A 14,690-nucleotide genomic window follows, 5' to 3' on the forward strand; every position below is an offset into this window, starting at 1 on the left:
CCGTTACCCCGCAACTTCCAGACCCATCGAACGGGCGGAGCCCTCGACCATCTTCATGGCCGACTCGACGGAATCGCAATTGAGATCCTTCATCTTCTTCTCGGCGATCTCGCGCACCTGCGCTTTGGTCACCTGGCCTGCCTTGTCGCGGCCCGGGGCTTTCGAACCGGACTGGATCTTGGCGGCCTGCTTGAGGAAGAAGGACATCGGCGGGGTCTTCATCTCGAAGGTGAACGAACGATCGGCGTAGATCGTGATCACCACCGGAATCGGGGTGTTCTTTTCTTCCTTCTGCGTCTGGGCGTTGAACGCCTTGCAGAATTCCATGATGTTGAGACCGCGCTGACCAAGCGCGGGACCGATCGGGGGCGAAGGATTCGCAGCACCCGCCGGCACCTGCAATTTCAGGTATCCGGTCACTTTCTTTGCCATACGTCACTCCTCATGTTGCTCCGGATCATCCGGAAGCTTCACAGGACCGTGGTGCGGTTCAACGGATGACTGGCGATCATCCATCTCCTCCCACGGCACTTTTCCCTCTCCCCGCATGCGGGAAGAGGTCAAGACGATCAGACCTTCTCGACCTGACCGAATTCCAGTTCGACGGGCGTAGCGCGGCCGAAGATCGACACCGCGACCTTCACGCGCGAACGCGCCTCGTCAATTTCCTCGACCACGCCGGAGAACGACGCGAACGGCCCATCGGCCACGCGGACGTTTTCGCCGATTTCGAACGACACCGACGCCTTGGGACGTTCGACGCCTTCCTGCACCTGGTGCAGGATCCGCATCGCCTCGGACTCCGAGATCGGCATGGGCTTGTTTTCGGCGCCCAGGAAGCCGGTCACCTTGGGCGTGTTCTTGATGAGATGGAACGCCTCGTCGGTCAGCTTCATCTTCACCAGCACGTAGCCCGGGAAGAACTTGCGCTCGGCGTCGATCTTGCGGCCGCGGCGCACCTCAGTGACCTTTTCGGTCGGCACCAGCACCAGTTCGAACAGGTCCTCGAGCCCGCGCTGCTTGGACTGTTCGCGGATCGATTCGGCGACCTTCTTCTCGAAGTTCGAATAGGCGTGAACAATATACCAGCGCTTGTCCATCGTTTGGGTTCCGGTGCTCATCAGTGGACGCCCAGCAGGAAGGTAATGAGATAGCGGATGATCATATCCGCGGCGAAGAAGAAGATCGAAGCCAGCGCCACCATGATGAACACCATGATGGTGGTGATGGTCACTTCGCGCCGGGTCGGCCAGGTGACCTTGGCGGTCTCCGAACGCACTTCCTGCAGGAACTTGAACGGGCTGATAGCCATCGTTGGGTACCGCGTCCTTTGAGACGAATTTCTGAATTTAAGTGAATCCGAACAGCCCTCTAGCGCCCAGCCCTCTCTCGAAGGATGAGCCGCCATGCGGGCTCGATTGTTCGGGGGATTTCAAAAGCCGCGCCGGATATCCGCATAACGGGCCGACAGCAGGTGGCGGGTATCTACTGCCAGTCGGGCAAAAGGTCAAGGTATCCGCCGGTCGGCGGGAGGCCCCCCGGCCGGCTGAACGGCCCGAGCCGGACCGAAGGCCCTTGGTTAACCGCAGGTAGCGGGCGCGCCTCAAATCCGAATCAGAGCGTGGTCTGGTTCTTAAAGGCTCCCCGCCATCCTGACCGTCCCCTTGATGGACCATGAGGTGACGATGTCGCTGCTCAGCCAACACCAGACCGGCCAGGACGGACCTGCAGGTGACATCGCCTGGAGCGTTCTCGACGCGGCCAACGACCTCGGCGATACCGTCACCATCGATGCCTGCCGGCGGGTGATTGACGCGAATCTGCGCGGCGCCGAGCCCGCGACCTCGGATATGGCAGTGGTCGTCGCCTTCTTCGGCTAGTTCCGGACCGGCGGCAGGAACCTCGACCAAGTCCTTGATTTAGCTGGCAGGGGCGGCAGGGCTCGAACCTGCGACAACCGGTTTTGGAGTATTATTCGGGCCGTACCTTCGCATGTCGCATGGTGCTGTTAGCCCTTATTTCATTGGGTTTTTGAGTTTCGGTGTATCAACCCATACCGCTCTATACTTGCCCGTCCGGTGGCAATCGCGGTGGCAAAACAAAAGCCCGCCGGCGTGAACCAGCGGGCCCTTGCATTAATGGGCGGTGGCCGACGGCGCCGCGGCCTCCGCCGTGATTTCCCTTACCGACTGTACGGCGAAGTCGAACGAGCCGGATATGCATGAGGCCGGCATCAGGATGGTCACCTGATCATCCCAGGCCGCACCGCGCTCGACGGAGAAGTAAAGCCTGACGAGATCGCCTCCGACTGGCTCTACCCTGCGAATTTGCGTGGCGACGTGTTCGGGAATGCGCCGTTTCATCCGATCACCGAGACGTTCGGATGTATGGCCTGCAGCGCATCGATAACGGAGATCCTGATGGCATCGGCTTGATCGTCATCCAGCGCGCTCCTCATCTCCGGCCACAACTCCAACAGCGCCAGAACGCCTGCCACCGTGGTTGGCGGCGTCCAGACGAGCGTGTCCCGCGCTTCCACCTCGGCATCGAAGGCAGCATTCAAGGCGGCCTCGGCGTCGTCTACAATGTCCTTAAGCCGTTTGGTCTGAACATCGAGAGCGGCCCTAGCCTCCGCGTTCGCCTTGCTAAACCGGTCAGGCGGAACCAGCTTGTCTATGTGCGCATGCGAGTAAGCCATGACAGGTACGGGCTTCAAGAGCGTGCGATCCACCACGCAAACGACCGGGTAAGGGGATAGCCCCTCTTGGATGATAAACTCTTCTCGGCGCGAGACCTCAGTTGCCGCCGCCTCGACTTCCTTTACGGCCGCTCGGTAGTCATCGATCAGAGCAAAGATAGGATCGATTTCGGCGGTCACGGGTGACGCAGCGGCCTGCGAGCCGGAAACGGTGGCCAGCGTCAGGACGGCGCCACCAGCGGCCGCGCCAGCGGCTTGGGATAGGAACCGGCGACGGGTCGAAACAGAGTGCGCGGGTATGCTATTGTCAGTCTTAGCTTGAGCCATTTGGTACCCCTTGTGGCTTGGGTTAGAGCCGGGGCGGAAGTCGCAAGCTTCCCCTCGGCTTGTTTTCGTGTTATCATGGCCACATGAGCAAATCAACTCATGTTAACATGAAAACACCAAAGAAGCGCGCTGCGGCTACGGGGGATCTCGTAGGCGTCCGCGTCCAGCCTGACATGGCCAAGCAGCTAGACGATTGGCGCCGAAAGCAGGATGACTTGCCCGGCCGCCCTGAAGCCATCCGCCGGCTTGTAGAGCTGGGGCTGAAGGTGAAACCCTCACGATGACGCCAGAACAGAAAATCGAGACTTAAACGCCGCGACAAACTCTCCGATTTCAGGGGTTTTCGCTGTGGGGTTGTGTGCTAGATTCCTCAAGTCATTGGGGAGCCGCTATGCTTTATGTCCGCCAAGCCATGGTCGATCACGCGCTGCCGGCAGACCGCACTGGATGCAACACCCTTCGACACTTTCTTTTCGCCTTACTAATATCATCCGACGCGGTACTGGTTTTGCTACACGGCGCCGGTGTGGGCAGCTCGCTAGTGAGCGGCACCTTCCTGATCGGCACGACGGCGATGGTCTTGTGCTTGGGAAGCGCCAGCCGATTTCTGCTTAATCAACTCGACGTCCTGTTCGCACTGCTGGTTCTGAGCGCGGCCGTAGGCTTCGCGCTCGGCCTGCACGCGGGTGGCACGAAAGAGATCGCGCTGTTCCTGCTCACCTTCGCTAGCTACCCGGTCGGACGGCTGATCCCGCGCGGTGCCATGGGGCCGATCTTCGCCTGGACCATCCTGGCGATCGTCGGCGTCGGCAGCATCGCGACGGCGCTGGCGCTGGCCGCCCAATGGGGCGACCAGATGAGCAAGCCGGTCGTATTCGGCTTCCACCACGCCTCGATCGTGTTCATGGTGGCGCTGGGCTTCGGACTGATCTGGTTTGCGAGCGGCCCCTTGAATGCGCACCGCACCCGGATTATTTGCGCGACCTTCGCTGTGCCGCTGTTTGTGTTTTCCGTAGCATGGTTCGCTTCGCCCTGGTCGCGCTGGCCGTCAGCATCTACACCGCTGCCCGATCGGCGCGGCCGCTGCATCGGCGATATGTCTACGCCATCTTCGCGATGGTGATCGCGACGTCGGTCGCAGGCACTCTCACCCGATACGAGACGTGGGCTACGCTCGGTAAATACATCATCAGCAACGCGCACTCTTCCGAGACAGTGCCGTGGACGCCGAGGTCCGAATGCGGCGTCATCGTCAATGATTCGATAGGCGTGCGTGCCGTAATTTGGCGCGATGCCGTCGTCGCCATCCCCTCGGCCGGGCTATTCGGGCGGGGACTCAATCGATTTGAGGACGTTTCCTGCTTCAAGGGAACGTCGCCGCACAACATCGTTCTACAGGCCCTCGTTGAATTTGGCTGGATCGGCGGTCTCTCCCTTGGCCTGCTGATGATCAGCGCCCTTGGCTATGCATGGAAGCCTGCACAGGACTCTCACGAGGCCCGTTTCGTGCTCTGCTCTCTCGTGTTCATCGGCTCGATCAGCCTGATTCACGGGAGTATGTCCCACGCGGGGCTGCTGTTTCTCTTTTTGGGATATGCATCCCGGATCTACGAGGACAGCTTTTTTGATCGTCAGTAATTGCCAACGCAGAATAGGGATGCACGCATCAGCTGTCCCTTAAACCGTACAAGCATGCCTTACCACTCGCGATATTGCCGCTGCTCATCAGCAATTGAAGAGACGTCAGGCTAGTCGCGGTCTGCCACTGCCCGCCCCCCTGATAAGAAATCATCGCAGCATCTGCCCTCGTAAACGTCCCGTCCATGCGAAAGTTGACAATGGTGCTGGCGGCAAAAGCGAAGGTAACCAGTCCAGTATAGCCCCCGCTCGCAGACCCGCCGTTGTCAATGCCGTTGCTTGCACCAGGGGTTGAGAGATAGATCGCGTCTGCAGCACCGTCGGCGACGGACCCGTTGCCAGCATAAGCCACCGGGTTGTTCGAAAACCGGTTTGCGCCCCAAGAATAACCCGTCGTTTGATAGGTTGGGCCCGCACCGGTGCCCACCCGCAACCGAAGAGAAGCGTCGTCCGTCGCCGGCGTGATTGAGCCAATCCGCAGAGTGTAGAATGTGTAGGCGCTCGAAATTAAATTGCTGAAGTTCAGCGTAGCACTCGCGCTCGCCGTTTGGCAGGACAAGAGTACCATTGAAGAGCCAAGCGCTGCCAGATTGTTGATGCCGGAAACGTTGTTGCTGTCATCGATGGTAATCCCGGAGTTTTGAATTACCTTTCCGGTCGTGCCATCAAATCTCACCAGCGCGTTGTCCGTAGCCGATGCAGGGCCGGTGACGTCACCACCACCGCCGCCACCCGCTGACGGATTGCTGCCCACAAGCCGCCAGCGCTGCCCTGTGCTATCATAGATCAGCGTGATGCCATCGCCGCCAGCCAACGTCCTATCGCCACTAAAGCCGAAGCGGTTTGCTGCGGTGGAGGAAGCACTCTCGGATGAGAGAACGAGGTTGAATGAGCCGGCGTTGTAGAGATAAATCGTCCGGCCATCGCCCCCGCCGGCAAGCCCTGTCAGCGTGCGGCTGGCATCCGTGTTGAGGCGCAGAACGCTTGCGGTAGAGAAGCCGCTCGGGGCGTAGTTATTTTGGTCCGACGTGATCTGCGTCGGCGTGATGTCGCCAGTCAGCGCCAGAGCTTCGCTCGGCGTCGTGGTTCCGGTGAAAACTGGCGATGCCGAAATCGAGAGCGTCGGATTGCCGCTGACGCAATCGCCATTGACGACAGTGATCTGATTTGCCGTTCCCGTGATGGTCCGGACGGCCCATGTGTCGGTTGCGGTGCGCGCGGCGCAGCCGTTGCTGTTCAACCCTTCGAGTGCGGCAAGGTCATTTGCCAGCACGAACGTTGGGGCACCCGCCACCCCCGCCGGGTTCGTTATCGTAAAGCCTGCCGCTGGTGCTGTGAGTGCCCGGAGCGAATACGCATCCGTTCCCGTGCGCGCCGGAAAGCCTGTCCCGCTGAGCCCCTCAAGGGCCGCCAGATCGTTGGCGAGGACGAATGTCGGATCCCCGGCAACTCCAGCCGGATTGGTAACCGTAAATCCGGCCGCCGGCGCTTGAAGCGTCCGCTGTGCCCAGGCGTCAGACCCGGTCCGGACCGCAATGCCCGTGCTCGCCAGACCCTCCAGCGCCGCTAAGTCATTGGCGAGGACGAAGGTCGGATTGCCTGCGGTGCCGGCTGGATTTGTGATGGTGAAGCCGGCGGCTGGCGCCGTAAACGTTCGAACCGCGCAAGTCCCCGAACCCGTCCGCGCCACTATGCCAGCGCTCGACAGCGCAGCTAGACAATCTAGGTCGGCATCCCACGCCTGCGTTGCAGAGCCGATCGCGAGGCCCAGCGCGGTGCGCGCGCCGGCCGCTGTAGACGCCGACGTGCCGCCCTTGACGATCGACAGCGGGGAAGTGCCCATCCCATCCTGCGCGCCGGCAGTCCCGGCTAGACCGAACAGCGCAAGGCAGAAGCACGATACTTTCAGCAAAATTCTCATTGGGTCATCCACCGATTGCCTACGCGACGAAGGGCTTGGGTTGCGTAGTTTCCATCGATCGTGATCACGCGGATGTCGATCTGGCCAGACAGCGTGAGGGCGTGCTGATACGCGGTGCCGCTACAATCTTTCACGATGACAACGGGCGAATGGGCCGAAGTCGCGCGACCGAAAATCACGCGGGTTGGTTCGGGCTTCCTCTTGTTGATCAGAACGGTTTTGTCCGTCGGCAGAATGTGAACATCGCCCGGTTCGGTGACGTTCCTGAACTCGTTGGACTTGAAGTCCAACGGCGCGCACCGGTTCGGCTCAGCCGCGGCGCCGCTCAGCGTGAGCGCAACGAATGCAGCGGTGGTTAAAAATCGTGTCATAGCTTCCATCCTTCAGTGCATCGCGCCGGCTCGCCGCGCCTTATCGGCCGCGATCATGTCGGCGACTTTCCCGTAATCGATCTTCGGCGCAGCATCCGCCCAGGCCTTCTCCCGCGCGCGCCTGGCCTCGAACTGGACCAGATGCGCAGCTCGGCGCTCCGAACGCTTCCGCGGGCTGCGCCGGCCGTGTTTGAGGGCATTCCAATTGCCCGGTTGAGCCCCTCGCTTGCGTTTCTCTGTGAGCATTCGTTTGCTAGGGGTTCTCAAAATCTGCGGAATTGCGTTTTGCAGGGCCCCACCGGTCTAGAAACGCGCGCCCAAAAGTTTGGAACGGTGCCCCCGGGGTTCAGTGCATTGCAGCGCGACACGATCCCAGCTCCTCTGCAATTCGTTGAAGGGTAGGCAAGTGACCAACCTCAATGACGATCGAGAACAGCGCCTCGCGCTCCGCTCGCACCTCACGCAGCAGGGCGCGCATCTCGTTGATCAGATTGCGTTGCAATTCGAGCTCATCCATTGGACACCAGCCTGACTGGCGATGCCGGATCGTCCGCATCCTTGCGCGCAATCTCCTCGGCAATGATCTCTGCGAATGCTTGCAGCCGAGCCTCAATATGCTGGCGTATCGTTGCATCCAACGTTGCGATCTCGCTGGCGGTAAAGCGCGTCACATCAGCAGTCGAGAGTTCGCGGCGCGCCTTCTTTGCCGGTGCTGGCATGAGTGCGCGCCAGGCCTCGAGAGCATCAGGTTCGTCGATATCGCGGGTCGCGCGTCTGACCGCTAATTCCTGCTCGCTTTGTTCGACCCGTTCGATCAGCTCCAATGCGCGTTTGATGGATGAGTGCATTACATCAGATCCAATTCGCCGCAGAAACCCAGGCAATGGAATTCGGGGCGCGAATTGCCCATGCCGCGGGTAGTAACATCCTCAAACTGGTGCAATCCGTCTGAAACAGACTGCGCGATGGCGCTGCGACCACGTTCGGACTGCCTACGGTGCCGAGCGCTACCGGGGATGTGTCTTCCTGATGGATGACCGCTTCGATCGAGGATTCAAATTTCGGCTCCGTACCAAAGCCAACAGCGAGGGCTTGGGGATCGAGAGCGATCACGGTCCCGGCAGGCACGCCACGCGTAGCAAAAACCGGAATGTCAAACGTGTTGCCGCGCCGGATCCGAATAGTATTGGCCTGCTTTGGATGGGCGATGATGACGATATCACCAGTAGCGTCGGCGATAGCATCGCTCAGCTGCATCAGGTCACCCACCATCGCAGTTTCGCCGCCGCCTGAAACAGCCGTCAGAGCAGAGATACCATTGAGCAAACCGGCCGGCGCTGCCGCGGTCGCGGCTGCGTTGCTGAACAGCGTAGCGTCCAAACTCATCGCCGCATTTTCCCTGAGCATCTGGGTGACGACAGCCTCAGCTGCGGAGGAAGCCATGGTTTCGTTCGTCAACGCGACGATCACGCCGAGCTTTTTCTCGGGGCCAAGCGTCACGCCTGTAACGGACAGATTTTGCACCGGGATCGGCATGCCCTGTTCGACCCACGGGACCGACCCTGCAGCCGGGACCGCCGTTCGGCGGGGAAGCAAGATCGAATTAACGCCGGCGAGCGACGACCGGAACGCGCGTTCAAAAACCTGAGAAGCTCCGGAGATCGGCGCCAAGCTTTTAACGAAATCGCCGACGGCCTGGGTGGAGAGATTGCCCGCCCAGGCTGCGGTCGTGGTGGTCGCGGGATTGACCGCTGCCTTCGCGATCTGGAGTTTGGCGGCGTCGAGATCAATCTTTTGGTGAGCTGCGAGTGCGTAGACGAACGCCGCTCGGGTCAATTGATCGCCGGCTGATAACTTGGCCACGATGTCGCGTGGCAGTGCAAAGGGCCGGCTCATCAATCACTCCTTGGAAAAGGGGGCGCGCCGACAACTGGAGAACGGCGCGCCCGGATACTCTCAGCGATCGGAAAGTATCAGCGGCGGCGCCGGCATGGCGTTACGCACCGTTACGGCTTTGACGCAAACGCAGATTCTGCGTTTGCGTCTGACACCGTGACGTAAACGAAAACTCTTCGTTTACGTCGGATGCCGTTAGGCCTCCTTCAGAGCGGCCCAGCCGGCCACCCAGTCGTTGATCTGTTCCTGCAGGGCTCGCTCAATAGCTTCGCGTTCATGCTCGCCAGGTGGCAGCACGCCACTGCCCTGCAGCGCGACCCTCATGTCGTCTGGATCCGACTTGATGCGGAAGGTGGCAACGCCGCCAGCCAACCGCAGCCGGTACCGGCGCTGGCGCTGGGCACTCACGGCGCAAACCCCCTCGGGGGCGTGCCCGCAAACCTCAGCCGGAAGCACCCACGACCGGTGGCATTCCTGCATACGCAGCGAGAGTAAAATTTGAAGGGGGGGGTGATCGGTAAAAGCGCAAGTAAGCCTTGTGCCATAGGCACAACATGCATGTTTGCACCATTGCAAATTGAGCATTTGAGAAGGTCAATGTGCAAGAATGCGCGCCAAAACCACATTAGGCACTTCAGAATGTTAATCTGGCTTTGTGGAAGATTTTGACCCCCGCCGGTCTGGGAAATGTGGCTCTGATATTTCCAGTCGGCCGCCCCCGTTCCGTCACCGGTGACACCGGGCACTCCCAAACTCCTACCGCGCGCGTGTATTGCTAGAAATAAAACTAGTGACAGTGGTGACAGTGGTGACAAGCGTTGCGTATCAGCGATTTCTTGTGTCACCGCATCAGTGATTGTCACCGCCTCTGATGTGGTGACGTTCGCCCTTTGTGTCAGGATAGCGGCCATTCAGACGGCTTTCCTGTAGCGCCAAGCACGTTTGTCACCCGTGCGAACCTGTGTCCGAATGAGTCCACGTACCTTCAGCGACCGCACCACCCGGTTCATATCGGCCTGCGTCCAGCGACCGATCTCGAGATGCAAAACGTCTCGGAGTACCTCCTCGACCGATACGTCGGCGACGGTCTTGAGGTGTTCCCCGATCGCCTGATCCCATGGGTCGCCCTGATAGCGAGCGGTCTGTTCGCCATCTGCTATGCGCTGGGCTTCAGGATTAACGATCCACCAGGCAGCGCCGGCGCGAAAAAGATGATCAGCTTCCGCCCAAAGCTGATCGCGCACCTTGCCAAGGCCATCGACATCGATCCGGCCGGCCTGGATGGGCCAGAAGCGCCGGCCGCCCGTTTCGTCCTTTAGATAAGCGTCACTGTTGGTTGTACCCCAGAACACGCACGAGCGGTCGGTTTCGATCACGCGCGCACCGTAGGGAGGCCGAAACCGATCAGTGGTGCGGCTCACGAATGCCTTAATGCGAGACACTTCCGCGCGGGTCATGGCGTCGAGTTCCGATATCTCGATCAGCCATATGCCCTGCGTTTGCATTGCAGCGTCTTTGCCGCCGAGGTCCGCCAACTCATCGGAGAACCACGGATCGAACAGGATGCGCGCCGCCGACGATTTGCCGAGCCCCTGCTTGCCTTCGATGATCGGTACCGTGTCGACCTTGCATCCGGGACGGCGAATACGTGCCACCGCGCCGATCAGCGCTGAGCGCCCTACACTTTGGGTGTACGGCGTTTCGACCGCGCCAATATACTTTGTCAGCCAATCGTCCAGGCGCGGCTTGCGATCCCATTTGATGCTGTCGAGATAATCCAGCACCGGGTGGTAGGACTGTTCGCGCGCTACGACCTCGACCGCTTGCGCTGCCGTCTGCGGTTTGATCGGAATGCCAAGGCGCTGCAGATGCTCTGTGACGAGTAAATCATCGTGCGGTCCCCAATGCCGTTGCAAGAAGCGCTCAGGCTGCGGCTCCCAGGGAGGAGCGGCTACGGCCATTGTCCGCATGGCGAATACGTCGTAGGCCAGCATCAGTTTCAGCTCAGGGCAAAACCGCAACGCGTGGCAGCCGTTCGCTAGTGTGCCTTGCGGCGGGCCGTTCCCGAACTTCATGAGCCCGTTGGTCCACTCCACCGGCGGCATCGAGACGACATTGCTCATCCGCGCACCTGAGCGCCGAGGAAGTCGCCCAAAGCGAGGCAGCCCGCGTCGGCTTGAGCGACGTCCTGGAAGCGATGCTTAGATAGCCACCGCTCCGCCCCTCCGCGGTTCTCGTAAGTGACGGCATAGCGCGCCGAGCCATCGGCCGGGTCACGGAGCACGGTGACGTAGACGGTCCCGCCGATCGCGCGGGTAATGCGTTGGTGAGCGGCTTCCGTCATCTTCGGAACCCCTCAGGCTACGGCCTTGTCTTCGATGCCGAGCATCTTGCGCAACGGCGCCGTCGGGCAAGTGATGCGCCCGCCGATCCGAACGCTGGGAATATCCCCGCTCTTGCACGCGTCGTAGGCGGCATTCCGACCGATGCCGAAAGCCTTGCCGGCGATCTCCACCGACACCGTCAAATTACTCATCAGGGCCGCGCGAACGTTCTCATCCATCGCTATCCTCATTTCTGTTATTAGAACATAACGGAAACCGACCTATGGCTGAATTGGCGGCCCTTGTAAATATTATTTGTTTCTATAGAGTAACAAATATTGGGATTGAGGGGGAGTACTGTGGAAAAATCGAAAAAGGCGAAGAAACCGGTGGGGCGGCCTCGCTCTGGAATTAAGCGGCCCGTGATCGCTCTGCGGGTCCACGAATTGGATTACGAAGCGCTAAAGGCGTCCGCTGAAAAAAAGCATGTCAGCATGTCGGAGGATGCCGCTGAGCGATTATCGGAATCGCTCGGACGGCAAGACCGCTTCCCCGGTATTGAACAGATCGCAATGCTAGTCGCGTCCACCTTTTGGCACGCAGGGCAGCGGGCGAATGGCTTCGAAGGTTACGACACAACGAAATGGATGAAGGATCCAGCCTGCTACAGGGAGGCGTTCGTAGCCGCCGCCGGCGCGTTGCTGCATCTCGGAATGCCACAGCCTACGCGCATCGAGAAAGAAGCCGCTTTAGAAGCCCTGCGACAGCAAGTTCTTGGAGACGATCAATGACCGGACACGTCAGGCGCCGCGGCGAACGATCGTGGGAGCTGAAGTACGACATCGGTAGTGACAGCAACGGCCGGCGCAAAACGCGCTATGCCAGCTTCAAAGGCAGCAAGCGCGACGCGGCAATCGAACTCGCCAGGCTCATCGCTACCGCCGCCGCTGGCGAACAGGTCGACCCTTCGCGGATAACCGTCGCCGAATTCCTCAAGCGTTGGGACACTGATTGGTGCAAGTCGAACGTTTCACCGAAAACGAGGGAACGGTACGAGGAGTTGATGCGCCTTCACGTCGCCCCGCATGTCGGCGCTGTCAGATTGCAAAAACTGCGGCCCGTACAACTGGCGGAACTATACGGGACGCTCGCCGCTAAACTCGCACCTCGCACGATCGGCCACGTCCACCGGGTGCTTCATCAAGCCCTATCGCAAGCAGTCGAGTGGGATTTGCTGACCACTAACGTCGCAGACCGCGTCCAGCCCCCTCGGGTGGAGGACGAAGAGGTCGAGATCCTGACGGTGGGGCAATTGAAGGCCGCCATGGCGGCGGTGCGCGAGGGCTGGATCAATCCTATCGCCAAGCTGGCCTTGGCCACCGGTCTGCGCCGCGGCGAGTTGCTGGCCCTGCGCTGGAAGGATTTGGACACCGACAAGGCGCGGATCACTGTAGCCCGCTCGCTCGAGCAGACGAAGGCCGGACTGCGTTTTAAGGAACCCAAGACCAAGCGCGGCCGGCGAACGATTTCCCTCCCCGCGACGGCCGTGAACGACATGCGGGCCCATTGGCGAGATCAGCAGGAAATCCGGCTCCGGCTCGGCGCCGGCAAGTCCCCACCCGATTCGCTGGTTTTTTGTGACCTGAACGGCGACCCCCGCCTGCCTCAAACCGTTTCACAAACCTGGGCCAAGCTGACCCACAAGGCCGGCGTCGAAGCCACCTTCCACAGCTTGCGGCACACACATGCGAGCCACCTGATCGCCGCCGGCGTAGACATCCTGACCATTAGCCGCCGGCTGGGCCACAGCTCGCCCACCGTGACTTTGCACATCTACGGCCACCTGATGCCGCAGACCGACGACAGGGCCGCGACGGCCATCGAGGCGGCCCTCAGCGCTTCATCAACGGAAGAGGAACAGATTGGACCCATCACCGGTGGCAATCCGGTGGCAATGGCCCCGGCCGGCCTGAAGGATATATAGCTAAGACCTTGAAAACATTGGCAGGGGCGGCAGGGCTCGAACCTGCGACAACCGGTTTTGGAGACCGGTACTCTACCAACTGAGCTACACCCCTACGCAAACCACGCGTCGCCGCCGGTTTCGGCCCGTTTCAAGCATAGGCGGTGCCCCGATTGCAAGGGCGAAGCCGCGAGCGGCCCTCTGGAAATCGGTCACCGCCCTGTTCAAGTCAAGGCTTCTGCGCCAAACTTCCCTCCCTGCCATAACAACAAGAGCAATCGGGAGAGACCATGAACGCGCAGACTGCCCCCAAACACGCCGCCGCCCCGCAGACCCCATCCCTCCCCCACGCCAAGCCGGAACAAATCGGGTTGTCCAGTGCCCGCCTGCAGCGGATGTCGGACGCCTTCAAGCGCGAGGTCGACAAGGGAACCCTGCCGGGCGCGACCGTGCTGGTGGCCCGCCGCGGCCAGATCGGCTGGTTCGACGCGATCGGCCGGCAGGCGCCCGCTTCTTCCGCGCCGATGGCGAAGGACAGCATCTTCCGCATCTTCTCCATGACCAAGCCGATCGTTTCGGTCGGCATCATGATGCTGATCGAGGACGGCCACTTCCTGCTCAGCGATCCCGTCGCCAAATTCATCCCCGAATTCGCCACCCAGAAGGTCGGCGTCGAGCGCACCGGCCAGCTCGATCTGGTGCCGTTGAAGCGGCCGATGACGGTGCAGGATTTGCTGCGCCACACTTCGGGCATCACTTACGACCATACCGGCAACGGACTGGTGCAACAGCTCTATCAGCAATCGCGGCTGCGCAGCCGCAAGATCACCAATGCCGAACATGCCGTGATGGTCGCCAGCATGCCGCTGATCTGCCAGCCCGGCGCGGAATGGAATTACAGCCGCTCCACCGACATCCTCGGCCGCATCATCGAAGTCATCTCCGGCAAGTCGCTCGGCGCCTTCCTGACCGAACGGATCCTGGCGCCGCTGCAGATGGCCGAGACCGCGTTCCACACGGCTGAGGAAAACGCCGGCCGGCTGGCCGAGGCGTTCCCGTCCGATCCCTGGAACGGCGACAAGGTCCAGCTCTTCAACATGCTCGAGAAGCCGGTGATGGAATCCGGCGGCGGCGGGCTGGTGTCGACCACGATGGACTATGCCCGCTTCAGCCAGATGCTGCTGAGCGGCGGCACGCTCGATGGCGTCAGGATCGTCAGCCGCAAGACGCTGGAACTGATTGCGTCCGATCACCTCGCCCCGTCAGTCAAGGTCAACTCGCCCTTGATGCCGGCCGGCCACGGCTTTGGCCTTGGCTTCGCGGTCCGCACCCATGACGGCATGGCGCCGTTCCCGGGCTCGCGCGGCAACTTCTTCTGGAGCGGGATGGCCGGGACCTTCTTCTGGATCGACCCGAAGGAGGACCTGTTCGCGGTGTTCATGATGCAGGGCCCGGGCCAGCGGGAATACATCCGCACGATGTTGCGTAACCTGGTGTATGCGGCGGTGGAATAATCCCGTCGTCCCGGCCTTGAGCCGGGACGACGAGATAG

21 protein-coding genes and 1 tRNA gene are annotated in these 14,690 nt (G+C 60.9%); 6 read left to right on the forward strand and 16 right to left on the reverse strand.

Annotated elements, in window-relative coordinates; translation table 11 throughout:
* Positions 1-3 precede the first annotated feature (3 nt).
* The 3 genes from rplK to secE all read right to left on the reverse strand — a co-directional run bounded on the left by rplK (position 4) and on the right by secE (position 1,312).
* Positions 4-432 carry a 50S ribosomal protein L11 gene (rplK, locus tag JQ558_RS14505; protein WP_065728804.1) on the reverse strand — a complete coding sequence of 143 codons (429 nt, stop codon included), beginning with the start codon at positions 430-432 and terminating at the stop codon, positions 4-6.
* A gap of 137 nt (positions 433-569) precedes the next feature.
* Complete coding sequence (gene nusG, locus JQ558_RS14510) at positions 570-1,100, reverse strand: transcription termination/antitermination protein NusG (protein WP_211998187.1); 531 nt, start codon at positions 1,098-1,100, stop codon at positions 570-572.
* Positions 1,101-1,120: 20 nt separating this feature from the next.
* A complete protein-coding gene (gene secE, locus JQ558_RS14515) occupies positions 1,121-1,312 on the reverse strand; it encodes a preprotein translocase subunit SecE (RefSeq protein WP_212211803.1) in 192 nt (63 codons plus the stop codon).
* A gap of 373 nt (positions 1,313-1,685) precedes the next feature.
* Here secE and JQ558_RS14520 point away from each other — a divergent pair, with 373 nt between their 5' ends.
* Complete coding sequence (locus JQ558_RS14520; protein WP_212294008.1) at positions 1,686-1,880, forward strand: hypothetical protein; 195 nt, start codon at positions 1,686-1,688, stop codon at positions 1,878-1,880.
* Between the two features lie 255 nt (positions 1,881-2,135).
* Here the strand turns inward: JQ558_RS14520 and JQ558_RS14525 are convergent, their stop codons facing one another.
* Together JQ558_RS14525 and JQ558_RS14530 are read right to left on the reverse strand one after the other, a co-directional pair.
* On the reverse strand, positions 2,136-2,363 hold the full coding sequence (locus JQ558_RS14525; RefSeq protein ID WP_212294009.1) for a hypothetical protein: 228 nt from the start codon (positions 2,361-2,363) through the stop codon (positions 2,136-2,138).
* Positions 2,360-3,025: a hypothetical protein gene (locus JQ558_RS14530; protein WP_212294010.1), complete on the reverse strand. Its 666-nt coding sequence runs from the start codon at positions 3,023-3,025 to the stop codon at positions 2,360-2,362. The genes JQ558_RS14525 and JQ558_RS14530 overlap by 4 nt, the downstream gene beginning before the upstream one ends.
* Before the next feature lie 391 nt (positions 3,026-3,416).
* Here JQ558_RS14530 and JQ558_RS14535 point away from each other — a divergent pair, with 391 nt between their 5' ends.
* Positions 3,417-4,148: a hypothetical protein gene (locus JQ558_RS14535; protein WP_212294011.1), complete on the forward strand. Its 732-nt coding sequence runs from the start codon at positions 3,417-3,419 to the stop codon at positions 4,146-4,148.
* Positions 4,043-4,663 carry an O-antigen ligase family protein gene (locus tag JQ558_RS14540; protein WP_212294012.1) on the forward strand — a complete coding sequence of 207 codons (621 nt, stop codon included), beginning with the start codon at positions 4,043-4,045 and terminating at the stop codon, positions 4,661-4,663. Before JQ558_RS14535 ends, JQ558_RS14540 begins: the two co-directional genes overlap by 106 nt.
* 28 nt (positions 4,664-4,691) lie before the next feature.
* Here the strand turns inward: JQ558_RS14540 and JQ558_RS14545 are convergent, their stop codons facing one another.
* The 10 genes from JQ558_RS14545 to JQ558_RS14590 form a co-directional block, all read right to left on the reverse strand.
* Positions 4,692-6,584 (reverse strand): hypothetical protein, encoded by a 1,893-nt coding sequence (locus tag JQ558_RS14545; RefSeq protein WP_212294013.1) that lies wholly within the window; start codon positions 6,582-6,584, stop codon positions 4,692-4,694.
* The gene (locus JQ558_RS14550) at positions 6,581-6,964 is read right to left on the reverse strand and encodes a hypothetical protein (protein ID WP_212294014.1); all 384 of its coding nucleotides are present in this window, start codon (positions 6,962-6,964) and stop codon (positions 6,581-6,583) included. Before JQ558_RS14550 ends, JQ558_RS14545 begins: the two co-directional genes overlap by 4 nt.
* A 3-nt stretch (positions 6,965-6,967) precedes the next feature.
* A complete protein-coding gene (locus tag JQ558_RS14555) occupies positions 6,968-7,201 on the reverse strand; it encodes a hypothetical protein (protein ID WP_212294015.1) in 234 nt (77 codons plus the stop codon).
* A gap of 100 nt (positions 7,202-7,301) precedes the next feature.
* Complete coding sequence (locus tag JQ558_RS14560) at positions 7,302-7,472, reverse strand: hypothetical protein (RefSeq protein WP_212294016.1); 171 nt, start codon at positions 7,470-7,472, stop codon at positions 7,302-7,304.
* Positions 7,465-7,803 (reverse strand): hypothetical protein, encoded by a 339-nt coding sequence (locus JQ558_RS14565; RefSeq protein WP_212294017.1) that lies wholly within the window; start codon positions 7,801-7,803, stop codon positions 7,465-7,467. Before JQ558_RS14565 ends, JQ558_RS14560 begins: the two co-directional genes overlap by 8 nt.
* A 4-nt stretch (positions 7,804-7,807) precedes the next feature.
* On the reverse strand, positions 7,808-8,851 hold the full coding sequence (locus JQ558_RS14570) for a phage major capsid protein (RefSeq protein WP_212294018.1): 1,044 nt from the start codon (positions 8,849-8,851) through the stop codon (positions 7,808-7,810).
* Positions 8,852-9,046: 195 nt separating this feature from the next.
* The gene (locus JQ558_RS14575) at positions 9,047-9,259 is read right to left on the reverse strand and encodes a hypothetical protein (RefSeq protein ID WP_212294019.1); all 213 of its coding nucleotides are present in this window, start codon (positions 9,257-9,259) and stop codon (positions 9,047-9,049) included.
* 503 nt (positions 9,260-9,762) lie between these two features.
* Positions 9,763-10,974, reverse strand: coding sequence for a virulence-associated E family protein (locus JQ558_RS14580; RefSeq protein ID WP_212294020.1), 1,212 nt, complete (start codon positions 10,972-10,974; stop codon positions 9,763-9,765).
* Positions 10,971-11,195: a hypothetical protein gene (locus JQ558_RS14585; protein WP_212294021.1), complete on the reverse strand. Its 225-nt coding sequence runs from the start codon at positions 11,193-11,195 to the stop codon at positions 10,971-10,973. The genes JQ558_RS14580 and JQ558_RS14585 overlap by 4 nt, the downstream gene beginning before the upstream one ends.
* Before the next feature lie 12 nt (positions 11,196-11,207).
* Positions 11,208-11,414, reverse strand: a complete 207-nt coding sequence (locus JQ558_RS14590; protein WP_212294022.1) for a helix-turn-helix domain-containing protein — start codon at positions 11,412-11,414, stop codon at positions 11,208-11,210.
* Between the two features lie 120 nt (positions 11,415-11,534).
* Between JQ558_RS14590 and JQ558_RS14595 the strand changes: the two genes are divergently transcribed.
* Together JQ558_RS14595 and JQ558_RS14600 are read left to right on the forward strand one after the other, a co-directional pair.
* The gene (locus JQ558_RS14595; RefSeq protein ID WP_212294023.1) at positions 11,535-11,966 is read left to right on the forward strand and encodes a hypothetical protein; all 432 of its coding nucleotides are present in this window, start codon (positions 11,535-11,537) and stop codon (positions 11,964-11,966) included.
* A complete protein-coding gene (locus JQ558_RS14600; RefSeq protein ID WP_212294024.1) occupies positions 11,963-13,159 on the forward strand; it encodes a site-specific integrase in 1,197 nt (398 codons plus the stop codon). Before JQ558_RS14595 ends, JQ558_RS14600 begins: the two co-directional genes overlap by 4 nt.
* Positions 13,160-13,177: 18 nt before the next feature.
* Here JQ558_RS14600 and JQ558_RS14605 read toward each other — a convergent pair.
* Positions 13,178-13,253 (reverse strand) — tRNA-Trp (locus tag JQ558_RS14605).
* A gap of 175 nt (positions 13,254-13,428) precedes the next feature.
* Between JQ558_RS14605 and JQ558_RS14610 the strand changes: the two genes are divergently transcribed.
* The gene (locus JQ558_RS14610; protein WP_212294025.1) at positions 13,429-14,652 is read left to right on the forward strand and encodes a serine hydrolase; all 1,224 of its coding nucleotides are present in this window, start codon (positions 13,429-13,431) and stop codon (positions 14,650-14,652) included.
* Positions 14,653-14,690: the final 38 nt, after the last annotated feature.

It is taken from the genome of Bradyrhizobium sp. AUGA SZCCT0160 (assembly GCF_018130105.1).
In the GTDB taxonomy this organism is placed as follows: Bacteria; Pseudomonadota; Alphaproteobacteria; order Rhizobiales; family Xanthobacteraceae; genus Bradyrhizobium.